The organism is Rhizobium sp. SVR5-9E (assembly GCF_056755095.1).
Genome location: NZ_JBNDHS010000018.1, coordinates 1 through 25,396 on the forward strand (window position 1 = coordinate 1; position 25,396 = coordinate 25,396).

The 25,396-nt window shown below is 60.5% G+C and carries 21 protein-coding genes; 11 read left to right on the plus strand and 10 right to left on the minus strand.

The window, feature by feature from the left end:
* From ACPYOJ_RS11280 to ACPYOJ_RS11315, 8 genes are all read left to right on the plus strand, one after another.
* On the plus strand, nt 1-816 hold an 816-nt coding region (locus tag ACPYOJ_RS11280; RefSeq protein WP_481416336.1), incomplete at its 5' end, for a VWA domain-containing protein.
* 280 nt (nt 817-1,096) lie between these two features.
* A complete protein-coding gene (locus ACPYOJ_RS11285; RefSeq protein WP_168831448.1) occupies nt 1,097-3,559 on the plus strand; it encodes a glycogen/starch/alpha-glucan phosphorylase in 2,463 nt (820 codons plus the stop codon).
* Nucleotides 3,556-5,763: a 1,4-alpha-glucan branching protein GlgB gene (gene glgB, locus ACPYOJ_RS11290; protein ID WP_481416337.1), complete on the plus strand. Its 2,208-nt coding sequence runs from the start codon at nt 3,556-3,558 to the stop codon at nt 5,761-5,763. Before ACPYOJ_RS11285 ends, glgB begins: the two co-directional genes overlap by 4 nt.
* A 21-nt stretch (nt 5,764-5,784) precedes the next feature.
* A complete protein-coding gene (gene glgC / locus ACPYOJ_RS11295) occupies nt 5,785-7,047 on the plus strand; it encodes a glucose-1-phosphate adenylyltransferase (protein WP_168831446.1) in 1,263 nt (420 codons plus the stop codon).
* Nucleotides 7,048-7,051: 4 nt separating this feature from the next.
* A complete protein-coding gene (glgA, locus tag ACPYOJ_RS11300) occupies nt 7,052-8,494 on the plus strand; it encodes a glycogen synthase GlgA (RefSeq protein WP_481416338.1) in 1,443 nt (480 codons plus the stop codon).
* Between the two features lie 5 nt (nt 8,495-8,499).
* Nucleotides 8,500-10,131, plus strand: a complete 1,632-nt coding sequence (locus tag ACPYOJ_RS11305; protein ID WP_481416339.1) for an alpha-D-glucose phosphate-specific phosphoglucomutase — start codon at nt 8,500-8,502, stop codon at nt 10,129-10,131.
* Between the two features lie 5 nt (nt 10,132-10,136).
* Nucleotides 10,137-12,107 carry a glycogen debranching protein GlgX gene (gene glgX, locus ACPYOJ_RS11310; protein WP_481416340.1) on the plus strand — a complete coding sequence of 657 codons (1,971 nt, stop codon included), beginning with the start codon at nt 10,137-10,139 and terminating at the stop codon, nt 12,105-12,107.
* An 87-nt stretch (nt 12,108-12,194) separates the two neighbouring features.
* Complete coding sequence (locus ACPYOJ_RS11315) at nt 12,195-12,680, plus strand: MaoC family dehydratase (RefSeq protein ID WP_481416341.1); 486 nt, start codon at nt 12,195-12,197, stop codon at nt 12,678-12,680.
* 3 nt (nt 12,681-12,683) lie between these two features.
* Here the strand turns inward: ACPYOJ_RS11315 and ACPYOJ_RS11320 are convergent, their stop codons facing one another.
* From ACPYOJ_RS11320 to ACPYOJ_RS11340, 5 genes are all read right to left on the minus strand, one after another.
* Complete coding sequence (locus ACPYOJ_RS11320; RefSeq protein ID WP_481416342.1) at nt 12,684-13,811, minus strand: zinc-dependent alcohol dehydrogenase family protein; 1,128 nt, start codon at nt 13,809-13,811, stop codon at nt 12,684-12,686.
* A gap of 63 nt (nt 13,812-13,874) precedes the next feature.
* Nucleotides 13,875-14,423: a sarcosine oxidase subunit gamma gene (locus ACPYOJ_RS11325; RefSeq protein ID WP_481416343.1), complete on the minus strand. Its 549-nt coding sequence runs from the start codon at nt 14,421-14,423 to the stop codon at nt 13,875-13,877.
* Nucleotides 14,416-17,409: a sarcosine oxidase subunit alpha gene (locus tag ACPYOJ_RS11330; RefSeq protein WP_481416344.1), complete on the minus strand. Its 2,994-nt coding sequence runs from the start codon at nt 17,407-17,409 to the stop codon at nt 14,416-14,418. The genes ACPYOJ_RS11325 and ACPYOJ_RS11330 overlap by 8 nt, the downstream gene beginning before the upstream one ends.
* Complete coding sequence (locus tag ACPYOJ_RS11335) at nt 17,406-17,747, minus strand: sarcosine oxidase subunit delta (protein ID WP_481416345.1); 342 nt, start codon at nt 17,745-17,747, stop codon at nt 17,406-17,408. The genes ACPYOJ_RS11330 and ACPYOJ_RS11335 overlap by 4 nt, the downstream gene beginning before the upstream one ends.
* A 13-nt stretch (nt 17,748-17,760) precedes the next feature.
* On the minus strand, nt 17,761-19,014 hold the full coding sequence (locus ACPYOJ_RS11340) for a sarcosine oxidase subunit beta family protein (RefSeq protein ID WP_481416346.1): 1,254 nt from the start codon (nt 19,012-19,014) through the stop codon (nt 17,761-17,763).
* Nucleotides 19,015-19,254: 240 nt separating this feature from the next.
* On the opposite strand from ACPYOJ_RS11340, the gene ACPYOJ_RS11345 reads away from it, so the two are divergent.
* Nucleotides 19,255-20,229, plus strand: a complete 975-nt coding sequence (locus tag ACPYOJ_RS11345) for a FecR family protein (protein WP_481416347.1) — start codon at nt 19,255-19,257, stop codon at nt 20,227-20,229.
* Between the two features lie 4 nt (nt 20,230-20,233).
* On the opposite strand, the gene ACPYOJ_RS11350 is transcribed toward ACPYOJ_RS11345, so the two are convergent.
* From ACPYOJ_RS11350 to ACPYOJ_RS11370, 5 genes are all read right to left on the minus strand, one after another.
* A complete protein-coding gene (locus tag ACPYOJ_RS11350) occupies nt 20,234-22,405 on the minus strand; it encodes a CHASE2 domain-containing protein (protein WP_481416348.1) in 2,172 nt (723 codons plus the stop codon).
* A gap of 194 nt (nt 22,406-22,599) precedes the next feature.
* Complete coding sequence (locus ACPYOJ_RS11355) at nt 22,600-22,830, minus strand: hypothetical protein (RefSeq protein WP_481416349.1); 231 nt, start codon at nt 22,828-22,830, stop codon at nt 22,600-22,602.
* A 52-nt stretch (nt 22,831-22,882) separates the two neighbouring features.
* Nucleotides 22,883-23,119, minus strand: a complete 237-nt coding sequence (gene rpsU / locus ACPYOJ_RS11360; protein WP_481416350.1) for a 30S ribosomal protein S21 — start codon at nt 23,117-23,119, stop codon at nt 22,883-22,885.
* 51 nt (nt 23,120-23,170) lie between these two features.
* Nucleotides 23,171-23,455: a cold-shock protein gene (locus tag ACPYOJ_RS11365; RefSeq protein ID WP_481416351.1), complete on the minus strand. Its 285-nt coding sequence runs from the start codon at nt 23,453-23,455 to the stop codon at nt 23,171-23,173.
* A gap of 127 nt (nt 23,456-23,582) precedes the next feature.
* Nucleotides 23,583-23,792, minus strand: a complete 210-nt coding sequence (locus ACPYOJ_RS11370; RefSeq protein ID WP_168831432.1) for a cold-shock protein — start codon at nt 23,790-23,792, stop codon at nt 23,583-23,585.
* A gap of 373 nt (nt 23,793-24,165) precedes the next feature.
* Between ACPYOJ_RS11370 and rpsU (ACPYOJ_RS11375) the strand changes: the two genes are divergently transcribed.
* Entirely contained in the window at nt 24,166-24,378 is a 213-nt protein-coding gene (rpsU, locus tag ACPYOJ_RS11375) for a 30S ribosomal protein S21 (RefSeq protein WP_003585885.1), read from the plus strand.
* A 138-nt stretch (nt 24,379-24,516) separates the two neighbouring features.
* Complete coding sequence (locus tag ACPYOJ_RS11380; protein ID WP_481416352.1) at nt 24,517-25,386, plus strand: tetratricopeptide repeat protein; 870 nt, start codon at nt 24,517-24,519, stop codon at nt 25,384-25,386.
* Nucleotides 25,387-25,396 lie beyond the last annotated feature (10 nt).

Consider the following 25,396-nt stretch of genomic DNA (forward strand, 5'->3'; position numbering starts at 1 on the left):
AAGAAGACCGTATCACTCGCCAGCAACAGCGCAACGACAAGCGGCACAACCAACACCAAGAGCGCGCTCTCCATGGAACTCGATCTCGATCAGTCGGGTTCGATGAAAGACTACACTTGCTCGGTCTACAAGCTGGACGGTAGCGGCAACTACAAGCTGGACAGCGAAGGCAACAAGATTTGCAAAACGTATTCAACTGTCACCAAGATCCAAGCCTTGAAGACAGCCGCAGGTAAGCTCTTCGATGCGCTAGACACTGCCGACCCCACCCACGTTCTCGTCCGCACCGGCGTCATGTCCTATAATAACGGTCTCACGCGCGACAAAAATAAAAAAATCATCGGCATCAGCCCAATGAACTGGGGCACGTCCACCGGCCGGAAGTTTGTCAGCACGCTGACGGCAAATGGCGGCACTGACGCTACAGAGCCGATGCAGCAATCGACAGCAGCTATTAAGAAGAACGACGACGGTAGCGACACCGAAAGCACAGCGCACGCCGCGAACGGCAACGCAAACGTTGACCGCTACATCGTGCTCATGACCGACGGTGAAATGACCGGCGACAGCAGCACGTGGAACAGTGAAAAGGACCAAAACGTCCGTGATGCCTGCGACGCTGCCAAAGAGGAAAAAAATAAAATAACGATCTTTGCGGTCGCCTTCATGGCGCCTGCAAAGGGCAAGAGCCTGCTCGAATACTGCGCTTCGTCACCCAGCAATTATTTTGAGGCCGAGACGATGCAAAAGCTGATTGACGACTTCGATAGCATTGCTCAGACCGCGACCAAGGCCATGACGCTTTTGACGCACTGACGCCAAGCAATTGTCGATCAAACAAATAAGCCGCTCCGGGAACCAACCGGAGCGGCTTTTCGTTTAGCGCTGATCCCGCATCCGAGCGGGAAAACCAATTGAAATCAACTCCCTCACGCCAGCAAATGTGAAGGTTCTGCAAATTTTTCCGCCGTCTAAATCTCTTTGTTGCAAGTGCGTCGTAACGGTGCATAAACTGCCCTGACCGGCGTGCGTAGATAAATCGATAGTATCGGGCGTAACGTCCTGAATTGAAATGACAAATTGGCGAGATATGACGATGAACACCGTTACCAAGCCGACCATCCCCTCCCCCGCTCCACGCAGTTCACGGCCGGAAATCCTCGCCGAAGAGATCATCGAACGCCTGACGTACCGCATCGGCAAGGATGCAAAAGTCGCCAAGCCGCACGATTGGCTGACGGCCACTATTCTCGTCGTTCGCGACCGCATCATCGACAAATGGATGGAATCGACCCGCAACGTCTACGCGACAGGTGCTAAGCGCGTTTACTATTTGTCGCTCGAATTCTTGATCGGCCGCCTGATGCGCGATGCCGTCACGAATATGGGCTTAATGGAGGAGGTTCGCGATGCGCTTGCCTCGTTGGGCGTCGATATCAACGTCATCGCCGGGCTTGAGCCGGATGCCGCGCTTGGCAACGGCGGTCTCGGCCGTCTCGCTGCCTGTTTCATGGAAAGCATGGCGACGGTTGACGTGCCAGCCTATGGCTACGGCATCCGCTATGTCCACGGTCTCTTCCGCCAGCAGCTTGCCGATGGTTGGCAGGTGGAACTGCCGGAAAACTGGCTTGCCCACGGCAATCCCTGGGAGTTCGAACGCCGCGAAAGCTCTTATGAGATAGGCTTCGGCGGCACCGTCGACGTGGCCACCAGCACAGAAGGCGAGCCGCGCTATGTGTGGAAGCCGGCAGAGCGCGTCATCGCCGCCGCCTTCGATACGCCGGCCGTCGGCTGGCGCGGCAAGCGCGTCAATACGCTGCGTCTCTGGTCGGCGCAGCCGATCGACCCGATCCTGCTGGACGCCTTCAATGCCGGCGACCACATCGGCGCTCTGCGCGAGAGCAACAAGGCGGAAAGCCTGACCCGCGTGCTCTATCCGGCAGACGCCACGCCGGCCGGTCAGGAACTGCGCCTTCGCCAGGAATTTTTCTTCTCCTCCGCTTCGCTTCAGGACATCCTGCGCCGCCACCTGCAGCAGTATGACGATTTCACCTCGCTGCCGGACAAGGTGGCGATCCAGCTCAACGACACGCATCCCGCCGTCTCGGTCGCCGAGCTGACGCGTCTGCTCTGCGATGTCCATGGCATGGACTTCGAGCAGGCCTTTGACATCGTCCGCCGCACGATCTCTTACACCAACCACACGCTGCTGCCGGAAGCTCTCGAGACGTGGCCCATTCCGCTCTTCGAGCGGCTGCTGCCGCGTCATATGCAGCTGATCTACGCGATCAATGCCAAGATTCTTCTGGAAGCCCGCAAGGAGAGGAAATTTTCCGATACCGAAATCCGCGCGATCTCACTGGTCGACGAAAGCGGCGAGCGCCGCGTGCGCATGGGCAATCTCGCCTTTGTCGGATCCCATTCGGTCAATGGCGTTTCCGCTTTGCATACCGAACTCATGAAGGTCACGGTCTTTGCCGACCTGCACAAGCTTTATCCCGACCGCATCAACAACAAGACGAACGGCATTACGCCGCGCCGCTGGCTGCAGCAATGCAACCCCGGCCTGACCAGCCTTATCCGCGAAACGATCGGCGACGAATTCCTGGACGATGCCGAGAAGCTCAAGCCTCTCGAAAAATTCGCCACGGATCCAAGCTTCCAGGAGAAGTTCGCTGCCGTAAAACGCGCGAACAAGGTGGCGCTCTCCAATCTTGTCGCAAGCCGCATGGGCGTGAAGCTCGACCCTTCTGCAATGTTCGACATTCAGATCAAGCGCATTCACGAGTACAAGCGCCAGCTGCTGAACGTTGTCGAGGCGGTGGCCCTCTACGATCAGATCCGCTCGCATCCTGAACTGGACTGGGTGCCACGGGTAAAGCTTTTCGCCGGCAAGGCGGCACCGAGCTATCACAACGCCAAGCTCATCATCAAACTCATCAACGACGTAGCCCGTACAATCAACAACGACCCGGCGGTCCGCGGCCTCCTGAAGGTGGTCTTCGTGCCCAACTACAACGTCTCGCTTGCCGAGGTCATGGTTCCTGCAGCTGATCTGTCGGAACAGATTTCGACGGCCGGCATGGAAGCTTCGGGCACCGGCAACATGAAGTTTGCTCTGAACGGGGCGCTGACGATCGGCACCCTGGACGGCGCGAACGTCGAAATGCGCGACCATGTCGGCGCGGAGAACATCATCATCTTTGGCCTGCGTGCCGATGAAGTCGCCAAGATCCGCAGCGACGGACACAATCCGCGTGCGATCATTGACAGCTCGCGTGAGCTGTCGCAGGCGCTGGCCGCGATCGCGGGAGGCGTCTTCTCGCCGGATGACCGCAACCGCTACGCCCAGCTGATCGATGGTATTTATTCGCACGACTGGTTCATGGTCGCAGCCGACTTCGATGCCTATGCCGCCGCCCAGCGAGAGGTGGATCAGCTCTGGACCGAGCCGTCCTCCTGGTATGCCAAGACCATCAACAATACCGCGCGCATGGGCTGGTTCTCCTCCGACCGCGCGATCCGGCAGTATGCCAAGGAAATCTGGAGAGCTGGATGAAGACGCCGAAATCCGCCCGTGAGGCAAAGCGTCCCTGGGAAATTTCGGCAGACGAGATAGCGGCAATCCTTGCAGGCTCGCACGCAAACCCGTTTGCCGTGCTGGGCATCCACGAGGCAGGCGAGAGCTATGCCGCGCGCTGCTTCATTCCCGGTGCCGAAGAAGTCACCGCCTTGACACTCGACGGCAGCATCATCGGCGAACTGACACAACTCCACCCCGAAGGCTTTTTTGCGGGTCCGGTATCGCTGACGAAACTACAACCGGTGCGCTACCGCGCCAGGCGCGGCGATGCGGAATGGGCTGTAACCGACCCCTACGGCTTCGGCCCTGTCCTCGGTCCGATGGACGACTACTACGTTCGCGAGGGCTCCCATCTTCGGCTTTTCGACAAGTTGGGGGCGCACTGGATCAAGCATGAAGGGGCGCAGGGCATTCATTTCGCCGTCTGGGCGCCGAATGCCCAACGCGTATCCGTCGTCGGCGATTTCAACAATTGGGACGGCCGCCGCCATGTGATGCGCTTCCGGGCCGGCGCCGGAATTTGGGAAATTTTCGCGCCCGACGTACCGACAGGCGTTGCTTACAAGTTCGAGATACGCGGTCACGATGGCGTTCTCCTGCCACTGAAGGCCGATCCATTTGCCCGGCGCAGCGAATTGCGCCCGAAGACGGCCTCCGTCGCAGCTCCCGAACTGCTGCAGGAATGGCAGGACGAGGCCCACCTCAAGCATTGGAGCGAGACCGACAAGCGCCGTCAGCCGATCTCGATCTATGAGGTGCATGCCGGCTCATGGCAGCGCCGGCAGGATGGCTCGTTCCTCTCCTGGGATGAGCTCGCCAACAGCCTCATCCCCTATTGCGTCGACATGGGCTTCACCCATATCGAGTTCCTTCCGATCACCGAACATCCCTACGATCCGTCCTGGGGATACCAGACCACCGGCCTCTATGCGCCGACCGCCCGTTTTGGTGAGCCCGAAGGTTTTGCCCGCTTCGTCAATGGCTGCCACAAAGTCGGTATCGGCGTCATCCTCGACTGGGTGCCGGCACACTTTCCGACCGATGAGCACGGACTTGGCTGGTTCGACGGTACTGCGCTTTACGAGCATGAGGACCCGCGCAAGGGTTTCCATCCGGACTGGAACACCGCGATCTACAATTTCGGTCGCACCGAGGTTCAATCCTATCTCGTCAACAATGCGCTTTACTGGGCCGAGAAATTTCATCTCGACGGCCTGCGCGTCGATGCCGTCGCCTCGATGCTCTACCTCGACTATTCGCGAAACCATGGCGAGTGGATCCCGAACGAGTATGGCGGCAACGAGAATCTCGAGGCCGTCCGCTTCCTTCAGGACATGAATACCCGCATCTACGCGGAGCATCCGGGTGTCATGACCATTGCTGAAGAATCAACCTCCTGGCCGAAAGTCTCGCAGCCGGTACATGAAGGGGGCCTCGGCTTCGGCTTCAAATGGAACATGGGCTTCATGCACGATACGCTGAGCTACATGAAGCGCGATCCGGTGCACCGCAGGCATCATCACAACGAACTGACCTTCGGCCTTCTCTACGCCTATTCGGAAAACTTTGTTCTGCCGCTGTCGCACGATGAAGTCGTGCACGGCAAAGGCTCGCTGATCGCCAAAATGCCCGGCGACGACTGGCAGAAATTCGCAAACCTGCGCGCCTACTATGCCTTCATGTGGGGCTATCCGGGTAAGAAGCTGCTCTTCATGGGCCAGGAATTCGCCCAATGGAGCGAATGGAGCGAGGCAACGTCGCTCGATTGGAACCTGCTGCAATACCGCATGCATGAAGGCATGCGCCGCCTGGTGCGCGATCTCAACCTCACCTACCGCTCCAAACCAGCGCTGCACGCCCGCGACTGCGAGGGCGACGGCTTCGAATGGCTGGTTGCCGACGATCACGAGAACTCCGTCTTTGCATGGCTGCGCAAGGCGCCGGGCCAGAAGCCGGTTGCCGTCATCACCAATTTCACGCCGATCTACCGCGAGAACTATTCCATCCGCCTGCCCTTCGAAGGCCGCTGGCGGGAAATCCTGAACACCGACGCCGATATCTACGGCGGCAGCGGCAAGGGCAATGGGGGGCGCGTGCAGGCCGTCAATGCCGGCGGCGACGTAAGGGCTACGATCACCTTGCCGCCGCTGGCAACGATCATGCTTGAACCTGAGACTTGAGAACTGGTGGGAGGAGAGACAATGGTAGAAAAACGCGTTCAGCCACTTGCCCGCGACGCAATGGCCTATGTTCTGGCCGGTGGCAGGGGGAGCCGCCTGAAGGAACTCACCGATCGGCGTGCGAAACCGGCCGTTTATTTCGGCGGCAAGACACGCATCATCGACTTCGCGTTGTCGAACGCGCTGAACTCCGGCATTCGCCGTATCGGTGTCGCCACGCAATACAAGGCGCACTCTCTGATCCGCCACATGCAGCGCGGCTGGAACTTCTTCCGCCCTGAGCGGAACGAGAGCTTCGACATCCTTCCGGCCAGCCAGCGCGTCTCGGAGACGCAATGGTACGAAGGCACAGCCGACGCGGTTTACCAGAATATCGATATCATCCAGGACTACGGCGTCGAGTACATGGTCATCCTGGCCGGCGACCACGTCTATAAGATGGATTACGAGTGGATGCTGCAGCAGCACGTCGATTCCGGCGCGGACGTGACGATCGGCTGCCTGGAAGTGCCGCGCATGGAAGCCGTGGGCTTCGGCGTCATGCATGTCGACCAGACGGACCGGATCATCGATTTCGTCGAAAAGCCTGCAGACCCGCCCGGCATTCCGGACAAACCGGACTTTGCGCTCGCCTCGATGGGGATTTACGTCTTCCACACGAAGTTCCTGATCGACGCGCTTCAGCGCGATGCCGCCGATCCCAACTCCAGCAAGGATTTCGGCAAGGACATCATTCCCTATATCGTCAAGAACGGTAAGGCGGTCGCCCACCGCTTCGGGCAGTCCTGCGTTCGCTCCGATTTCGAACGCGAGCCCTATTGGCGTGACGTCGGGACGATCGAAGCGTACTGGCAGGCGAATATCGATCTGACCGCGATCGTTCCAGAGCTCGATATCTACGACAAGTCCTGGCCGATCTGGACTTATGCGGAAATCTCGCCGCCGGCAAAGTTCGTGCATGACGATGAAGATCGCCGCGGCTCGGCGACCTCGTCGGTCATCGCTGGCGATTGCATCATCTCCGGCGCCACGCTTCACAAGAGCCTTCTTTTCACCGGCGTTCGCGCTAACTCCTATTCCAAACTGGAGGGAGCCGTCGTCCTGCCGAGCGTAAAGATCGGTCGGCGCGCCCAGCTGAAAAACGTCGTGATCGACCATGGAGTCGTCATTCCGGAGGGTCTTGTCGTGGGCGAGGACCCGAAACTCGATGCCAAGCGCTTCCGCCGGACTGAAAGCGGTATTTGCCTGATAACGCAGCCTATGATCGATAAATTGGATCTCTAGACATATGAAAGTTCTTTCGGTTTCGTCCGAAGTCTTCCCTTTGATCAAGACAGGGGGCCTTGCCGATGTGGCCGGCGCCCTGCCAATCGCACTCAAGCAGTTCGGCATTGAATCGAAAACCCTCATGCCCGGCTACCCGGCCGTCATGAAAGCTGTTCAAGATCCCGTCGTTCGCCTGCAGTTCACTGACCTGCTCGGCGAACCTGCGAGGGTGCTGGAATTCTATTACGAGGGCCTCAACATCCTCGTGCTCGACGCCCCTGCCTATTACGACCGTCCGGGAGGTCCCTATCTCGACCACACGGGCAAGGATTACCCTGACAACTGGCGTCGCTTCGCAGCGCTGTCGCTGGCGGCGGCCGAAATCGCCGCCGGTCTGATGCCGGACTGGCGCCCGGACCTCGTCCATGCCCATGATTGGCAAGCCGCCATGACGCCGCTCTACATGCGTTACTATCCGACGCCGGAGCTGCCGAGCGTTCTCACGGTCCACAACATGGCCTTCCAAGGCCAGTTCGCCGCTGAGATCTTCCCGAGCCTGCGCTTGCCGCCGCATGCCTTTTCGACCGACACTATCGAATATTACGGCCATCTCAGCTTCCTGAAGGGTGGGCTTCAGACCGCGCATGCGATCACCACCGTCAGTCCCACCTATGCGGAAGAGATCCTGACAAATCAGTTCGGCATGGGTCTTGAAGGGGTCATCTCCGGCCGCCGCGACGTTCTGCACGGGATCGTCAACGGCATCGATGCCGATGTGTGGAACCCGGCGACCGATCCCGTTGTCCACACGCACTACGGCAGCACGACGCTGAAGAATCGCAGCGAGAACCGCAAATCGGTCGCCGAATTCTTTCACCTGCATGATGATGGGGCACCGATCTTCTGCATCATCAGCCGCCTCACCTGGCAAAAGGGCATGGACATGGTCGCCGCCACAGCCGATGAGATCGTCGCCCTCGGCGGCAAGCTCGCGGTTTTGGGGTCCGGCGATCCTGCGTTGGAGGGCTCGCTTCTTGCCGCGGCCAGCCGCCACCCCGGCCGTATCGGCGTCTCGATCGGTTACAACGAACCGATGTCGCACCTGATGCAGGCCGGTTGCGACGCCATCGTCATTCCTTCGCGTTTCGAGCCTTGCGGACTCACCCAGCTTTACGGTCTGCGCTACGGTTGCGTGCCCATCGTGGCCCGTACTGGCGGTCTCAATGATACCGTAATCGATGCCAATCACGCCGCACTTGCGGCGAAAGTCGCAACGGGAATTCAGTTTTCTCCAGTCACCGCAGAGGGTATGGTGCAGGCAATCCGGCGTGCGCTGCATCTTTTCGCGGACCAAAAAGTCTGGACCCAGCTGCAAAAGCAGGGCATGAAATCGGATGTCTCGTGGGAGAAGAGCGCCGAGCGCTACGCTGCCCTCTATTCAAGTCTCGCCTCGAAAGGCAAGTGACAGAAATGATCAAATCTGTATCCACCACGCCCTATCAGGACCAGAAACCCGGCACATCCGGTCTCAGGAAGAAGGTCCCCGTCTTCCAGCAGCCGAACTATGCTGAGAACTTCATTCAGTCGATCTTCGACTCGCTGGAAGGCTACCAGGGCAAGTGCCTCGTCATCGGCGGCGATGGACGCTATTACAACCGCGAAGTCATCCAGAAGGCCATCAAGATGGCCGCCGCCAATGGCTTCGGAAAGGTCATGGTCGGCAAGGGCGGCATCCTGTCTACTCCGGCAGCCTCGCACATCATCCGCAAATACAAGGCCTTCGGCGGCATCATCCTCTCGGCCAGCCACAATCCCGGCGGCCCGACGGAAGATTTCGGCATCAAATACAACGTCAACAACGGCGGTCCCGCACCGGAAAAGATCACCGACGCGATCTATGCCCGCACCAAGACGATCAAGAGCTACAAGATCGCTGATTTCCCGGACGTGAACCTCGATCGCATTGGCAAGGAAGAGTTGCCGGGTGGCATGATGCTTTCGGTCATCGATTCGGTCGAAGATTACACGGCTCTGATGGACGAGCTCTTCGATTTCGGCGCCATCCGCAACATGATCAGCCTCGGCTTCCGCATCGCCTTCGATGCGATGAGTGCCGTGACCGGCCCCTATGCCAAGGAGATCTTTGAAAACCGCCTCGGCGCGCCGCTCGGCTCGGTGCGCAACTTCATGCCGCTGCCGGATTTCGGGGGCCATCACCCCGATCCGAATCCCGTCCACTGCAAGGAACTCTATGATGAGATGATGGGCGACGATGCGCCCGATTTCGGCGCCGCATCGGACGGTGACGGCGACCGCAACCTCATCATTGGCCGCGGCATCTTCGTCACCCCATCCGACAGCCTCGCGATCCTCGCGGCCAACGCCAATCTCGCGCCCGGATATTCCGGCGGCCTTGCAGGCATCGCACGTTCGATGCCGACGAGTGGCGCTGCGGATCGTGTTGCGGAAAAACGTGGCATCGGGATGTACGAAACGCCGACCGGCTGGAAATTCTTCGGCAACCTGCTCGATGCCGGCATGGCAACGATCTGCGGTGAGGAAAGCGCCGGTACCGGCTCCAATCATGTCCGCGAGAAGGACGGCCTCTGGGCCGTGCTCCTCTGGCTGAACATCCTTGCCGTGCGTGGCGAAAGCGTCCAGGACGTCGTTACGCAGCATTGGCAGACCTACGGCCGCAACTACTATTCGCGCCATGACTACGAAGGCCTCGACACCGACGCAGCAAACGGCTTGATCCAGAACCTGCGCGACCAGCTCGCCTCGCTCCCCGGAAAGACGTTCGGCGGCCTGACCATCGAAAAGGCTGACGATTTCGCCTATCACGATCCGGTCGACGGGTCGGTCAGCGAACATCAAGGCATCCGCATCCTCTTCGGTGGCGGCTCGCGCGTTGTGTTCCGCCTCTCCGGCACTGGAACGTCAGGCGCGACGTTGCGCGTTTATCTCGAGCGCTACGAGCCGGATTCGGCGCAGCACAATATCGAGACGCAAGAGGCGCTCGCTGACCTGATCGCCGCTGCGGAAAGCATCGCAGACATCCGCCGGCGCACCGGCCGCGATGCGCCTTCCGTGATCACCTGAAACGCATGCGGGCAGTTACCGGGATCCAGGGCGGCGCAATCACCTTCGAAAGCGGTGTCGAATTCACCGTTTGGTCGCGGAACGCCGCCGAGATCCAGCTCTGCCTCTTCGATGAAAGCGGTGACAAGGAACTCGCGCGGCTGCCGATGGCGCGTGAAGACGGTCCTGTACACCGGCTCTTTGTCGACGGTTTGAAAGAAGGTGCCCGTTACGGCCTTCGGGCCGATGGTATCTATGATCCGGACAATGGCCTCTGGTTCGATCGGTCCAAGCTCCTGGTGGACCCATACGCCAAGGAGCTGGACCGCCCTTTCGGCCACGATCCGCGTCTCGGCGCCTTCGGCGAAGATACGCAGAGCCTGGTGCCCAAGGCGATCGTCACCCGCGACAAGACAGTGACGCCAGGGGCGCCGCTCTTGAAGCCGGGCGGATTTATCTATGAAGTCGGCGTCAGGCCGTTCACGATCCTCCATCCGGACGTGCCCGAGGCACAGCGTGGCACGGTCGCCGCGCTTGCCCATCCTTCGGTCATCGCTCACCTCAAGCGCATCGGCGTCGACGCCGTCGAACTGATGCCGATCGTCGCCTGGATCGACGAGCGCCACCTGCCGCAGCTCGGGCTCACGAACGGTTGGGGCTACAATCCCGTTGCCTTCATGGCGCTCGATCCGCGCATCGTCCCGGGCGGCATGGCCGAACTGCGCGACACGGTGGCTGCGCTTCGTGCCGAAGGCATCGGCGTCATCCTCGACCTCGTCTTCAACCATACCGGCGAGAGCGATCGTTACGGCGCGACGCTCTCGCTGCGCGGCCTCGACAATCTCTCATTCTACCGCCACCTCCCCGGCCGCTCGGGCGAACTCGTCAACGACACCGGGACGGGTAACACGGTCGCCTGCGATCATCCCTATATCCGCCAGCTCATCATCGACAGCCTGCGCCATTTTGTGCTGGGGGCCGGAGTGGACGGCTTCCGCTTTGATCTGGCGACGGTTCTCGGCCGCACGGGAAATGGCTTCGAGTCCCATGGCGAGATGCTTGCCGCGATGCTGAAAGATGACGTGCTCGCCGACCGTGTCATGATCGCGGAACCCTGGGATATAGGCCCGGGCGGCTATCAGCTCGGCAACTTTCCCGTACCCTTCCTGGAATGGAATGACCGTGTGCGCGACGATGTGCGCTGCTATTGGCGCGGTGACGATTGGAAGACCGGCCCGCTTGCCACCGCGCTTGCCGGCTCTTCCGACATCTTCTCCCGCAACGGCGGAGCGGCGACCCGCAGCGTCAACTTCCTCGCCGCTCACGACGGTTTCACTCTAAACGACCTCGTCTCATACAGCGGCAAACACAACGAGGCGAATGGCGAGGAAAACCGGGACGGCCACAACGAAAACCACTCGTGGAACAACGGCGTCGAGGGTGAAACCCGCTACCCCGATATCATCCGCAGGCGCCGCGACGACTTGAAGGCGCTGCTTTCTACACTCTTTGCCAGCCGAGGCAGCATCATGCTGACGGCGGGCGACGAAGCCGCCCGCACCCAGCGAGGCAACAACAACGCTTACTGCCAGGACAATGAGATTACCTGGGTCGACTGGGCGGCGCTCGACGACGAACTCATCGCCCACACCGCATTCATCTCCGGCCTCCGCAAGCGCTTCTCCGTCTTCACCGAGTTGGACTTCCTCTCCGGCAACGGCGATGTCGAATGGATATCGCCCTCCGGCCAGCCGATGAGCGTGCAGGAGTGGGAGACGCCGAACTTTTCCACGCTCGGAATGGTGCTTTCGACACGCGACCGTCAAAGCGGCAATGCCGCACGGCTGGCCGTTCTTTTCAATCGCTCGGGTGGCGAGGAAATCTTTGCGTTGCCCGGTCCGTCCTCATGGCGGCTTCTCGCCCCCGATGTGCCCAAGAAGTCCGCGAGCTCGGCCATCGTACCGCGCCGCTCGGTCGCTTTCTATCTCGAAAGTTGATTCGCCGGGCTCCAGCCCGCAATTCCTTGTCGCAATCGTCACAATCCCATTGTAAGGCTTGCGCAGCCGCTTTCTCATGAGGAATCAATGGTCAGGGAACTTTCACTCGCGGAAATCCGTGGGTTCATTGGCACGAAGACGGGACTTTCGGAATGGATTCTTGTCGACCAGGCAATGATCGACGCCTTTGCTCATGCCACCAACGACCACCAGTTCATCCATACCGACCCCGTCCGCGCCGCTGCCGAAAGCTCCTTCGGCGGTACGATCGCCCATGGATTCCTGACGCTCTCGCTGCTTTCGGCGATGAATTACAATGCCCTTCCCAAAATTCGCGAGCAGACGATGGGCATCAATTACGGGTTCGATAAGGTCCGCTTCATGACGCCGGTCAGATCCGGCACCCGCGTCCGTGGCCATTTCGTACTCGCCGACGCCCGCTTCCGTGGCGCCAACATGCTGATGACCACCTACGAGGTGTCGATCGAAATCGAGAACGAGAAGAAGCCCGCCCTCACCGCGAACTGGATCACGATCGCGCAGTTCGATCCCAAAGACCGGCCGGACGTCTGAACCTCAGCCGAAATCGATGACATGCCGGATGACCTTGCCTTCATGCAGCAAGTCGAAGGCCTCGTTGATCTCTTCCAGAGGCCCTGTCGAGGAAAGCAGTCTGTCCACCGGCAGCCGGCCGCGCCGGTATAGTCCTATGTATCGCGGGATGTCGCGGCTCGGCACACATCCGCCGAGATAGCTTCCGAGCACGCGGCGCTCTTCGGCGACCAGGCTGACCGCCGGTATGGAAATCTGGCTGGACGGATTGGCGAGACCGGCCGTTGCCGTGGTCCCACCCCGCCGTGTGATCCGGTAGGCAAGCTCGAACGCCTTGACGGAGCCTGCCATCTCCAGCGCATGGTCGACGCCGCCACCGGTTGCCTCGCGGATCTGCTCCGCGATATCCGCATCGCCAGCAAGGAATGCATCCGTCGCGCCAAGCGCGAGTGCCGTCTGCAGCTTGCCCGGCGCGAGATCGACGGCGACAACGCGCCCGGCACCGGCCGCCAGTGCACCGAGCACGGCGGCAAGCCCGACGCCACCGAGCCCGACAACGGCAACGGTCTGTCCCGCTTGCACCTTGCAGGTATTAACGACAGCGCCCACTCCGGTCAGCACGGCACATCCAAAAAGTGCAGCCTCGGTCAGCGGCAGGCCAGCGTCGATCTTGATCGCCGAATGGCGGGAAACGACCGCGTGCGTGGCGAAGCCGGAGACGCCGAGATGATGATTGACCGGCACCTCCTCGCATGCGAGCCGCCGCGCGCCGGAAAGAAGCGTTCCGCTGCCGTTGGCCGCCGCGCCCGGAACACAAAGCGCCGGACGACCCTCCGCACACGGAAGGCAGTGGCCGCAGCTCGGCATGAAACTCATGACCACCCGGTCACCCGGAACAAGATCAGCGACACCGTCACCGACGGCCTCGACGGTACCGGCAGCCTCATGTCCGAGCGCCATCGGCACGGGCCGCGGCCGGTCGCCATTGATGACGGAGAGATCGGAATGGCAGAGCCCCGCGGCGCCGATGCGGACGAGAATCTCCTCGCGTCCCGGCGGCTGCAGATCGAGTTCTTCTATAGAAAGCGGTCGGCTGGCGGCAAATGGTGCCGAAACCGGTGATTGCCGCAGCACTGCCGCACGTATCTTCATTCGCTCCTCCCAAAGCCTACTGGAAGAGCTTAGCCGCCGGAGCAAGCCGGCGGCAATAACACTTTAGTGCGCCGCGTCTTCCGCCGCCTCGGCCAGCAGGCCGAAGACGTAGTCGGAAAACGATCGCCAGCATTCGACCCGGAACAGATCGTCATCAGTACGGAAGATCACGACTTCCGCCTTGCCGAACAGCGTGCGCGAGCATGCGCCGACTGGAAAGGCGTTTATCGACAGGTCCTGAGGGCAGCCGGCAGAAAGCGTTGCCTCGGCGCCCGGGCCAGAAACATTGATGGCGACGTTGCGATGCGAGACATCCGTGGCAGAATGCAGCACGCCTGCGTTGGCAAGGCTCGCCATCAGGTCTGCACCGCTTTCGTCGATCACCAGCCATTCATCCGGACCAAGCCAGAGTGCCGAGCGCCACTCCTTGCGGCCGGATGTCTTCGGCGCATTGGGAATGGTGACGCCGAGTGCGGCGGAAAGTCCGGCAAGCGACTCCTGCGGTGCACGAAGCGCAACGCGCGTCGCCGTGGCCGCTGGTCTCAGGCGAACGGTTGCCGAACCGCCCTGACGACCGGAAAGAGCGGATTTGCGAATTGCCATATCAACCATTGATCCGGCCTCCTTCCTTGTCAAAGAACACCATGTCGGTCACCTCGACGGCGATTGTCTTGTCCGGCATTGGCACATAAAGGGTCTCGCCCATGCGCGCGCGGCCGCCGGCGACCAGCGCAAACGCGATCGACTTGCCGAGGTTTTCCGACCAATAGGACGAGGTCACATGGCCGAGCATCGTCATCGGCTTCGGCGCGTTCGGATTGGCGACGATCTGCGCGCCTTCTTCCAGGACCAGCTTCGGATCCTTGGTGACGAGGCCGACGAGCTGCTTGCGGCCATCCTTCACGAGGTCCGGCCGTTTCAGCCCGCGAATGCCGACGAAATCCGTCTTCTTCTTAGAAACGGCCCAGGAAAGACCGGCATCATCCGGCGTCACCGTGCCGTCCGAATCCTGTCCGACGATGATATAGCCCTTCTCGGCGCGAAGCACGTGCATCGTCTCCGTGCCGTAGGCGCAGGCGCCGAGTGGCTCTGCATTCGCCCAGACGGCTTCCAGGACCGACTGGCCGTAGTCCGCCGGAACGTTGATTTCGAAGCCGACTTCACCGGTGAACGACACGCGGAAGAGACGGGCCGGCACGCCCATGACCTTGCACTCGGCAACGCTCATATGCGGGAACGCCTCATTCGAAATATCGAGCCCTTCGACGAGCGGCGCGACGATCTCACGCGCCTTCGGGCCCTGGACAGCGATGACGGCCCATTGCTCGGTAGCCGATGTCAGCCATACCTTGAGATGCGGGAATTCCGTCTGCAGATAGTCTTCCATGTGGTTGAGAACGCGCGGCGCGCCGCCTGTTGTCGTCGTCACATGGAACCGATCGTCAGCCAGCCGCCCGACGACGCCGTCGTCATAGATGAAACCATCTTCGCGCGTCATGATGCCATAGCGGCACTTGCCCGGCTTCAGCGTGTCCCAGGCATTGGTGTACATCAGGTTCATGAACTCGGCCGCATCCGGACCGACGACCTCGATCTTGCCAAGCGTCGAGGCATCGAAGACACCCGCGACGTCGCGAGCCGTCTTGCATTCGCGGGCGACGGCCTGATGCATGGTCTCGCCAGCGCGCGGATAGAACCATGCGCGCTTCCAGTTGCCGACATCCTCGAACACGGCGCCGTGCTCTTCTTCCCACTGGTGCATCGGTGTCTTGCGGGTAGGATCAAAGAGCTCGCCGCGCGAATGGCTGATCAGCGTACCGTAGGTGACGGGGGTATAGGGCGCACGGAAGGTCGTGAGGCCAACCTGCGGGATTTCCTTGCCAAGCATCTCCGCAGCGATCGCCAGACCGTGCATGTTGGAAAGCTTGCCCTGGTCGGAGGCCATGCCGTTGGTCGTGAAGCGCTTGATGTGCTCGATCGAATGCATGCCTTCGCGCACCGCGAGACGGATATCCTTAGCGCAGACATCGTGCTGGAAGTCGATGAATGCCTTGGCGCTTGTTTCCGGTCCGGCGCCTTCGGCGGCACCGATCATGCCGCCCGTCCAGTCGTAGGTCTGCTCGGCCGAGATGCTGATCTTGCCGCCGCCCGATTTGCCGACGGCCTGCGCCATCAGTTCACCGGCTGCCAGGGACTCTTCAATGGTCTGCTGCAGATCGTCCGTGCCATTGCAGGCACCCACGGAGAGGCAATCCTGCGCGTAGGTTCCGGGCAGGAAGCGCTGCGTTTCCGGCTCGAATTTCACCTTGCCGCGCGACTGTGAGAACAGATGCACCGACGGCGTCCAGCCGGCCGAAACCAGCAGCGCGTCGATTGCGATCTTGCGCGGCGAACCGCCGCCATTGCGCGCGACAGTCATCGAGGAGACGCGCAGTTTGCCCGAGGTGTTGATGACGGATTGTCCGGTCAGCACGTCGATGCCGAGTGACCGCGCTTCGGCAAGAACCGTAGCGCCCGGAGTCTGGCGGCAATCGACGATCGCGGCAATCGCCACGCCGGCACGCTTCAGATCGAAGGCAGCCTCGTAGGCCGAGTCATGAGCGGTATAGACACCGACCTTGGTCCCAACGGCAACGCCGTAATGGTTCAGATACATGCGTGCTGCCGAAGCAAGCATGATACCCGGACGGTCATTGTTCGGGAACACCATGTGCCGCTCGATTGCGCCGCCTGCGAGGATCACCCTCTTGGCGCGGACCTGCCACAGACGCTCGCGCGGGAGATCGCGGGCAGGCCGGGCGATATGGTCGGTCACGCGCTCGGCAAGACCGATGAAATTGTGGTTGTAGTAGCCGAAAGCGGTCGTGCGGGTCAGAAGCTGCACATTCTTCATCGCCTTCAGCTTCGCCGCTGTCCGCTGCGCCCAGGCATAACCATCTATGCCGTCGATCTTCACACCGCTGTCGAATCGCAGCGCTCCACCGACCTCTGCCTGCTCTTCGCAGATAATGACCTTGGCACCCGCCTCAGCCGCAGCGAGGGCTGCGGAAAGACCGGCAACGCCCGCACCGGCCACAAGCACGTCGCAATGCGCAAACCGGCTTGCATAATGATCCGGATCGTCTTCCGTTGGTGCGACGCCAAGGCCGGCTGCCCGGCGGATCATCGGCTCGTAAAGACGCATCCAGGCGCCCTTCGGCCACATGAAGGTCTTGTAGTAGAAGCCGGCCGCGAAGAACGGCGAGAACGCATCGTTGATGCCGCCGATATCGAAGGCGAGCGACGGGAAACGGTTCTGCGATTTGACGGTCATGCCGTCGAAGACTTCCTGAACCGTGGCGCGCACGTTCGGCTGCTTGCGGGCGCTGTCGCGCGCAACGTCGATCAGAGCGTTCGGCTCTTCTGCGCCCGCCGAAAGGATGCCGCGCGGCCGGTGATACTTGAAGGAACGGCCGACAAGATGCACGCCGTTCGCAATCAGTGCCGAGGCGACGGTATCGCCTTCGAGCGCCGTGTAGCTCTTGCCGTCGAAGGTGAAGCGGGCGGTTCTGGCGGGCGTCAGGCGCCCCTTGCCCAAAATTCGGTTCGCGCCGCTCATTTCGCCTCTCCTTCCAGCGCTTCGTAGGTTTCGACGGGAATGTGCGGAACGCTGGCTGCTCCTATTTGAGGTTTCGGCTCGCCGGCCTTGTACGTCGTGATGAACTTGTCGCTGACGGTGTCGCGCGCTGCATTGAAGAAGCGGCCACAGCCGTGCATGTGCCGCCAGCGCTCGAAGATGAGTCCCTTCGGATTGTCGCGCAGGAAGAAATACTCTTCGAACTCCTCGTCGGAAATCGAGGCGATATTCTGGGGTCGCGCTATGTGCGCGTCGCCGGCGCCACGGAATTCGAGCTCGGAGCGCTCTTCCTGACAGTATGGGCAGTAGATGAGTAGCATGGATGTCCTCGTGTCAGTGCGCGACGGCAGCAGCGGCGGCTTCGTCGATCAGGCGACCGGTGCGGAAGCGTTCCAGTGTCAGCCCGGCATTGAACTTGTGCGGCTCATCGCGGGCGATCAGATGCGCAAACAGATTGGCCGACCCCGGCGTCGCCTTGAAGCCGCCCGTACCCCAGCCGCAGTTGACGTAGAGTCCCGGAACCGGCGTCTTCGACTGGATCGCCGAGCGGTCCGGCGTGTTATCGACGATGCCGCCCCAGGAGCGCATCATCTTCACGCGGCGGAACATCGGGAAGAGCTCGCAGATGGCATCGAGCGTATGCGTGATGATCTGCAGGCCTCCGGTCTGGGAGTAGGAATTGTACTGGTCCGTGCCCGCGCCGATGACGAGTTCACCCTTGTCGGACTGCGAGATATAGGCGTGCACCGTGTTGGACATGACCACACAGGGAAAGATCGGCTTCAGGGGTTCGGAGACCAGGGCCTGCAGCGGGCTCGATTGCAACGGCACGCGCACGTCCGCCATCTTCATGACCGTCGTCGTGTGGCCGGCGGCCGAAACGCCGATCTTCTTCGCGCCGATATAACCGCGTGTCGTTTCTACCCCCACGACGCGCCCATCCGGACCGCGGCGGATGCCGGTGACTTCGCAATTCTGGATGATGTGCACGCCGCGATCCGAGGCCGCACGCGCGTAGCCCCAGGCAACCGCATCGTGACGCGCCGTACCGCCGCGACGCTGGAGCGCTGCACCGTTGATCGGGTAACGCGCCGTTGCCGAGATATCGAGCGGCGGGCAATAAGCCTTGGCCTGCTCCGGCGTCAGCCATTCGTTGTCGATGCCGTAGAGACGGTTGGCATGGATATGCCGCTTGAACGACTGCTGATCGTGAATGTTGTGCGAGAGCATCATCACGCCGCGTGGTGAATACATCACATTGTAGTTGAGATCCTGCGACAGGTTCTCCCAGAGCTTCATTGAATGCTCGTAGATGTGCATGCTCTCTTCATAGAGATAATTCGAGCGGATGATGGTCGTGTTGCGGCCGGTGTTGCCGCCGCCGAGCCAACCTTTTTCCAGCACCACCACATTGGTGATGCCGTGCTCCTTGGCAAGGTAATAGGCGGCTCCCAGGCCATGCCCGCCACCGCCGATGATGACGACATCGTATTCCGCGCGCGGCTCCGGCGAAGTCCACTGCTTCTCCCAGCCCTTGTGGGCTCTGAGCGCTTCCCGTGCCACCGCAAAAACCGAGTATTTCCGCATCCGCCTTCATCTCCTTCAGGGAAAGGCATTTCTTCCGTGGCCATACAAATCGCAAATCGAAATGCGGCACAACGTTTCTTTTGCGACGCGAACGGGCTTTTGTTTGACATGCGTGAAACAAGTGGCTTGCCAGCTGGTCCCGCCTCCGGTCTGGCCGGGGATTAGTCCCTCTAACCCATGCGGGTAAGCAGACGACCAACAGAAGCACATGCTAATATTCCTAAGTTTCGGGGGTGTTCCATGTCGTATCTGCGTTCTGCCACAGCCACGCTCCTCTGCGCGGCGCTTATAAGCCCCATGCCGGCTACAGCGGCCGAGCCGGTCGGCCAGGCGGTTAAGATCAAGACTGAAGTGACCGGTCAATCGGGACCGCTGGTCGTCAATTCTGCTGTCCACCGCGACGAGCGCATCCGAACGTCGCCATCCGGCCTCGGGCAGTTTGTTTTCCGCGACGGTTCGAAGCTTGCCGTCGGCTGGGGCTCGTCAGTCGTCATCGACAAATACATCTTCGACGATTCGCAAACAGTCAAACAACTGAGCATCAAGGCGGCGAAGGGGACGTTCCGCTGGATCAGCGGCAGCTCGAAATCGTCCGCCTACTCGATTCTTACGCCCGCAGGCACGATCGGCGTGCGCGGCACGGCTTTCGATTTCTATGTAGGACCCAACGGCACGACGGCCATCGTGATGCTGAATGGCGCCGCACAGCTTTGCGGCCCCGGCGGCTGCCGGCAGCTCACACGGCGCTGCGACTGTGTCATTGCCACGCCCAGAGGTTCCATGACGGATGTGCGGCCCGTCAACCAGGCCGTCCTCCAGTCGCTCGGAACGGAGCGAGCGCTTCCCTTCCTTTCGGGCATTCAGGCCCTTTCAGGGATGATGGGCGGGGGCTGCGGAATGACCGCCGCCTTGCAGCGTCGCCCCGACACCCGTCAGCAGCAGGCACCCAGGATCCGCGCCCCGGAACCGCCCCCGCCCGAGAAGCCGACGCCTCAACCCGAAAAACCGGGGGAGAAACCGCGTGACCATGTGGATAAGCCGCATGACCATGCCGACAGACCGCATGATCCCGACGAGCCTAAAAAGTCAAATGATCATCATCGGGATCATCACGACAAAGGTCGAGATCATCACGACAAAGGTCGCGATAAAGCCGATCGATCCGATGGCAAGGATGGTGACAGGGATCGCGGCGAACGGAACCGCCATCGTTGAAACCTCATTCGGCCGGACGCGCTTCCTCAGAAATCGGCTCATCACGGAAATGATCCGCCCGGCGGGAAATCCGCCGGTAGAATTCCGCAAGAGCAGGGGCCATCGTTACGAACTTGTGCCTGATGGCACCGATGATCCTGCGAGTCTGCTGCGGTGAGTGCAATCGCAATGCCTCAACGAGTTGCCTGTGGAACTGCTCTAGTTCGGCAAAGTCCGGCGATTTCGCCAAGCGCTCATCCCCGACCACGGCGAATAGCCGCGTACGGCCGCTTTTCCCCTTCAGGCCGATGGTGCCCGCATCAAGTAAGGCTGAGCCCAATTGCTTCGCCGTATTCTCCGAGATCAGAATATCGAAGCCGACTTCCTTGCAGGACGATTCGATGCGCGCAGCGACGTTTACAGCATCGCCCACGGCCGAATAGTTGAAGCGCGTTTCAGCGCCCATGTTCCCGACGCAAGCAAGCCCGGTATGGATGCCGATGCCGATCCCAACCGGCTGATCCTTTCCAAAGCCGAAGGCATCGGCGGCATTCAGCGCGGCAAGGGTCTCGCGCATCGCAAGTGCGGCGCGCACCGCCTTCGTCTCGTGATCGGCAACATCGACCGGAGCATTCCAGAAAGCCATGATCGAGTCGCCGATGAATTTGTCGAGCGTACCCTCATTGGCAACGACATGGCGGCTCAGTGCATCGAGCAGCGTGTTCAGGAATCCGACGACGGCCGTCGGGGGCAGGCGCTCGCTGATTTCCGTAAAATGGCGCACATCGACAAACATGACCGTCAGTTCCCGGTCATCGCCGCCGAGCCGCAGCGCACCCGGTGTGTGCTCGATACGATAAAGGAGTGACGGTGAGAGATATTGCCCGAAGGCGCGGCGCACCTCGCGCCGCTCCCGGTCGATCACAAGGATGCGAAACGAGGTCGCTGCGAAATGCGCGATCGAGCCACTCACAATTGGCGCCAGCGGATCGAAAAGAAGTCCGGCGTAGGAGAAGCAAAGCCATGAGGCGACGAAAGCAAGCGCCGTAATCGTCAGCCCGCAGGCCAGCGCCACCGCAGGGCTGACGAAGGTCGTCAATACGACCAGAAGGCTACCCAGCGCCGCGACGGCAAATATCTCCAGGCCATCCGCCCAATCCGGCCGCGACAGATAGCGGCCGTTCAAGATCTGCTCGACGGTCTGCGCGTGCAGTGAAACGCCCGGCACGTTCTCTCCAAGCGCGGTGACACGGATATCCTGCAACCCGGCAGCCGACGTGCCGACAAAGACGATACTGCCATTGATCGCGGCGCTGACCTCCGGAGAGACGCCGTTTGCGGCAAGCACATCCCGCGCTGAGATATATCTCTCCGCCCGATCGGGGCTGACGTAGAGCCAAAGTTCGCCCGCAGCAGTCACGGGAACGACAAGGTCGCCGATCTTGGCCGATGTTATGATTCCGGGCACATCCGGTGCGCCCGCCACGACATACGTCGACGCGCCTTGTGCGACGCGCAGCGCTTCGAGGGCCAGGTTCGGATAAAACTGCTCGCCGTCTGTCAGAAAGAGGGGAATCGCACGCACGACCGGGGAAGGATTGCCGGGATTGAGGCTGATATGGCCAAGTCCGGTAGCATTCGCTTCAAAACGTGGCCGCAACGGCGTTGCGGCCTTGAGATATGGAGGCGCCGTAATAGGGCTTTCGCCGGTAAAGGCAAAGCCCGCCTTGACGGGTGGACGATATGTTCCCTCATTGGACAAGCCGAAGCCGAGCACGACAGGCTTGCCGGCCATCGCATCAGCGAAAATCTCGTCGTTATCCGGCAGTTGTGCCAGCAGCTCGGGATCAACGCCGCTTACCGTACCGACGACGGCGCGTGGCGAAAGCCGGTCAGGCTCGGCAAAGAGGATGTCAAAAGCGATCGCCGCCGCGCCCATTTCAGACAGTCTGTTGACGAGCAGAGCCAGTCTGTCCCTCGGCCACGGCCATTGACCGAATTCGCGCAGCGATGCCTCATCGATATCGATCACGCGAACCGGGAGGTTTTCGAACGGGCGCGGTGATATGCGCTGATATTCATCGAAGCTCACATCGCGGATCGAACGCAGGAACTGCGGATCGCCGGCGCGGAGGAACGTGAGCAGCGCGACGATCGCCAAACCGATGATGACGCCGATTTGCTGCGTGCGTGTCATGCCTAGATGACGTCCCCCGATGCTGCAAGCCATTCAGCAAGGAAGAACGCTACCCCGCTTTCGAAGCGAAAGCCATCTAATGATGAGGCTGGTGCGCATCATTAGAGCGAGATAGTCGTTGATCAGGGACGTGGAAATACGGCTGGGTAAACGGTGCGGGCAGACAACAGGATCAGCGCTACCGCATCGGAACCTTATTGCGTGGAAGATCTGGCGGAAGCCTTGCGCTTCCGTTTGGGTGCTGGCGGCTCGGGCTCGGCTTCCGCCTCCCGCTGCAGCCGAAGTGCTTTCAGCTTCTCCGTCTTTTTTTCACGCAGCTTTGCTTCGTCTGCAATAATGGCCCGCGCCGTATGGTCCGTCGCTTCGGCCTTGTCGCGGGCCGACATCTTCGTAGCGTTGAAGAATTGGTCCTTGCTTGCTGTCATTCGCTCCTCCCTTGAATGGTTTTGAGCAATTGGGCTGCGCCCCAAGCGGGCCTCAACGCTTGTGGACGGCCTTTTTCGGCATCGGCAGCAAGCCTTCCCGCTGCATTTGCTTGCGCGCGAGCTTCCGCTGGCGGCGAATAGCCTCGCTCTTTTCGCGGGCGCGCTTCTCGGACGGCTTTTCATAGGCGCTGCGCGCCTTCATTTCACGAAACAGACCTTCACGTTGCATCTTCTTCTTGAGAACGCGAAGAGCCTGATCAACGTTGTTATCCCTGACGAGAACTTGCAAAATCTTATCCTTTCGTTGGCAATGACGCCGCACTGTGAATGGCTGGAGACGTTACTTTCGCATCTTAGTGCTGAAAGTCTTCAGCCAAGGCCCCGTTTCGGACGTTTGAATTGGCTGAGCGTCGGCAACACCCGGCGGAGATTCGGAGGCATCGATATCAAGCGCGGTTATTCTGCGCTCGAAGTTTTCGGCTTCAAACCGGACGCGGTACTGCGCCTGGCCATGGTCGTTTGGCAAAATTCCGACGACCTCACATCGCCGGTCGGCAGCCGCAGTTCGGGTAAGGCCGGACTTTAGCACCACAAAATCACCGACTTTATAGTTCGGCTTTGGCATCACGTCACCCCTTCTAACTTCAGATGGCCGGATTGCCTAAACAAAAAGGCCGGGCGTTTCACCCGACCTCTTCCCGTCATTCAGCCTGCTGCCAGTACATCCGTGGTCAGCTGAGGCAAATGACAAATCATGCGGCCTGAAGGTTGTCCGCGGCGTTCTTGCCTGATTTTTTGTCCCGGACGAGATCGTAGCGGATCTTCTGACCGTCGGACAGCGTGCTCATGCCGGCGCGCTCCACGGCGGAAATGTGAACGAAGACGTCCGTCGAACCATCATCCGGCTGAATAAAACCAAAACCCTTGGCGCTATTGAACCACTTGACTGTGCCTGAATTCATGAACGATCTCCTTTCAATCGTTGCTTTGCCCGGAGAGACATTCCCCCGGTTCTTATCGATGTTGAGAGGAAATCTGACGGAGCGCTTCAGCGCGTGGACAAAGGTCACAAGCAATATTCGACGTGCTACATATAGGTGCATTTTCGGATAGGGCAATAGCCCATGCAGTCGCCGCCCTCCACGCCAGGCGGGATGGCGTGAGCCGCAACCGGCCTTTTTTCGCGGTAGAAAACCATATCTGTCTGGACTTCCTGCCATCGTTCTGTTATCCCGCATCACCAATCGCAAGGCTCCGGCCGCGCGAACAATATTTTTTTGCCTCTGGCGCTGCGCCGCCGCTGGCGTCAACCAAAACCAAAGGAACGTGATTCTCGTGCAGGTACTCGTCCGCGATAACAATGTCGATCAGGCTCTCCGCGCTCTCAAGAAGAAGATGCAGCGCGAAGGCATTTTCCGCGAAATGAAGATGCGCGATTACTACGAAAAGCCGTCGCAGAAGCGCGCTCGCGAGAAGGCCGAAGCCGTTCGCCGCGTTCGCAAGCTGGCTCGCAAGCGGGCGCAGCGCGAAGGTCTGGTCGCACGCTAAGCGGTACCGTCGTTATTTCGACGTTTTCAGATGCATGTTGGCGGGGGCGATTACGTGTCGCCGCCGCCTTTTTAATTTGCCGCTGAGAGATCGCATATCCGATTGCCCCCGGATATGACGCATGGGGAAAGCGCACAAATGATTGATTCCTTGCTCACCTCGCCTCGGTCCTTGACTGCACCGAAGGCGGCGTTGCTACCAGTGTTCGCGGTTTTCGCCGCAATCGCACTTGCCGGCTGCCAGACCGATAACGCTTCCGATGCCGTGATCCGCATCGACAAGGCTCAGGGCTCCCAAGAGAACATCGCCTCGCTGACCTCGGTGATCAACGCCAATCCCAAGGATCCTGAAGGCTACAATGTTCGAGGTTCAGCCTATGGTCGCGCCGGCCAGTTCAAGGCCGCACTGAACGATTTCAATACGGCTCTGCAGATCAATCCACGCTTCTTTCAGGCCTATGCCAACCGCGCGCTCGTCTATCGCAACATGGGGCAGCAGCAGCAGGCGATCGCCGACTACAACACGGCGCTTCAGATCAACCCGAGCTACGACGTCGCCTATATCGGCCGGGGCAATGTTTACCGCCAGGCCGGCCAGGATGATGCCGCATTCAACGATTTCGGCCGCGCCATCCAGCTCGGCACGACCGATGGCCGCGCCTATCACAATCGCGGCCTGATTTACCAGAAGCGCAATGAACAGGACAAGGCGATCGACGACTTCTCGAAGGCGATCTCGCTCGCTCCGAATTCACCCGAGCCCTACAATGGCCGCGGCATCTCCTATATCGCGCTGAATGACGACGACAACGCCTTCGCCGATTTCAATCACGCGATCGAGCTTAACGGCAACATTGCCGAGTCCTGGGCCAACCAGGCGCTCGTCTATGAGCGCCGCGGCGACAAAGCCAAGGCCGCTCGCTCTTATCGTCACGCAGTCGCTCTCGATCCTAAATACCAGCCGGCCCGCGACGGCCTTGCCCGTGTCGGGGCAGCCACCAGCGGCTAATATCGGCGGT

Excerpts from the sequence above, each read along its gene's own strand:
- glgA (WP_481416338.1), top strand. The coding sequence starts at position 7,052 with ATGAAAGTTCTTTCGGTTTCGTCCGAAGTCTTCCCTTTGATCAAGACA.
- ACPYOJ_RS11355 (WP_481416349.1), bottom strand. The coding sequence starts at position 22,830 with ATGACAGCAAGCAAGGACCAATTCTTCAACGCTACGAAGATGTCGGCC.
- glgC (WP_168831446.1), top strand. The coding sequence starts at position 5,785 with ATGGTAGAAAAACGCGTTCAGCCACTTGCCCGCGACGCAATGGCCTAT.
- ACPYOJ_RS11350 (WP_481416348.1), bottom strand. The coding sequence starts at position 22,405 with ATGACACGCACGCAGCAAATCGGCGTCATCATCGGTTTGGCGATCGTC.
- ACPYOJ_RS11380 (WP_481416352.1), top strand. The coding sequence starts at position 24,517 with ATGATTGATTCCTTGCTCACCTCGCCTCGGTCCTTGACTGCACCGAAG.
- glgB (WP_481416337.1), top strand. The coding sequence starts at position 3,556 with ATGAAGACGCCGAAATCCGCCCGTGAGGCAAAGCGTCCCTGGGAAATT.
- ACPYOJ_RS11285 (WP_168831448.1), top strand. The coding sequence starts at position 1,097 with ATGAACACCGTTACCAAGCCGACCATCCCCTCCCCCGCTCCACGCAGT.
- ACPYOJ_RS11325 (WP_481416343.1), bottom strand. The coding sequence starts at position 14,423 with ATGGTTGATATGGCAATTCGCAAATCCGCTCTTTCCGGTCGTCAGGGC.
- glgX (WP_481416340.1), top strand. The coding sequence starts at position 10,137 with ATGCGGGCAGTTACCGGGATCCAGGGCGGCGCAATCACCTTCGAAAGC.
- ACPYOJ_RS11305 (WP_481416339.1), top strand. The coding sequence starts at position 8,500 with ATGATCAAATCTGTATCCACCACGCCCTATCAGGACCAGAAACCCGGC.
- ACPYOJ_RS11340 (WP_481416346.1), bottom strand. The coding sequence starts at position 19,014 with ATGCGGAAATACTCGGTTTTTGCGGTGGCACGGGAAGCGCTCAGAGCC.
- ACPYOJ_RS11365 (WP_481416351.1), bottom strand. The coding sequence starts at position 23,455 with ATGCCAAAGCCGAACTATAAAGTCGGTGATTTTGTGGTGCTAAAGTCC.
- ACPYOJ_RS11370 (WP_168831432.1), bottom strand. The coding sequence starts at position 23,792 with ATGAATTCAGGCACAGTCAAGTGGTTCAATAGCGCCAAGGGTTTTGGT.
- ACPYOJ_RS11320 (WP_481416342.1), bottom strand. The coding sequence starts at position 13,811 with ATGAAGATACGTGCGGCAGTGCTGCGGCAATCACCGGTTTCGGCACCA.
- ACPYOJ_RS11345 (WP_481416347.1), top strand. The coding sequence starts at position 19,255 with ATGTCGTATCTGCGTTCTGCCACAGCCACGCTCCTCTGCGCGGCGCTT.
- ACPYOJ_RS11330 (WP_481416344.1), bottom strand. The coding sequence starts at position 17,409 with ATGAGCGGCGCGAACCGAATTTTGGGCAAGGGGCGCCTGACGCCCGCC.
- ACPYOJ_RS11335 (WP_481416345.1), bottom strand. The coding sequence starts at position 17,747 with ATGCTACTCATCTACTGCCCATACTGTCAGGAAGAGCGCTCCGAGCTC.
- ACPYOJ_RS11315 (WP_481416341.1), top strand. The coding sequence starts at position 12,195 with ATGGTCAGGGAACTTTCACTCGCGGAAATCCGTGGGTTCATTGGCACG.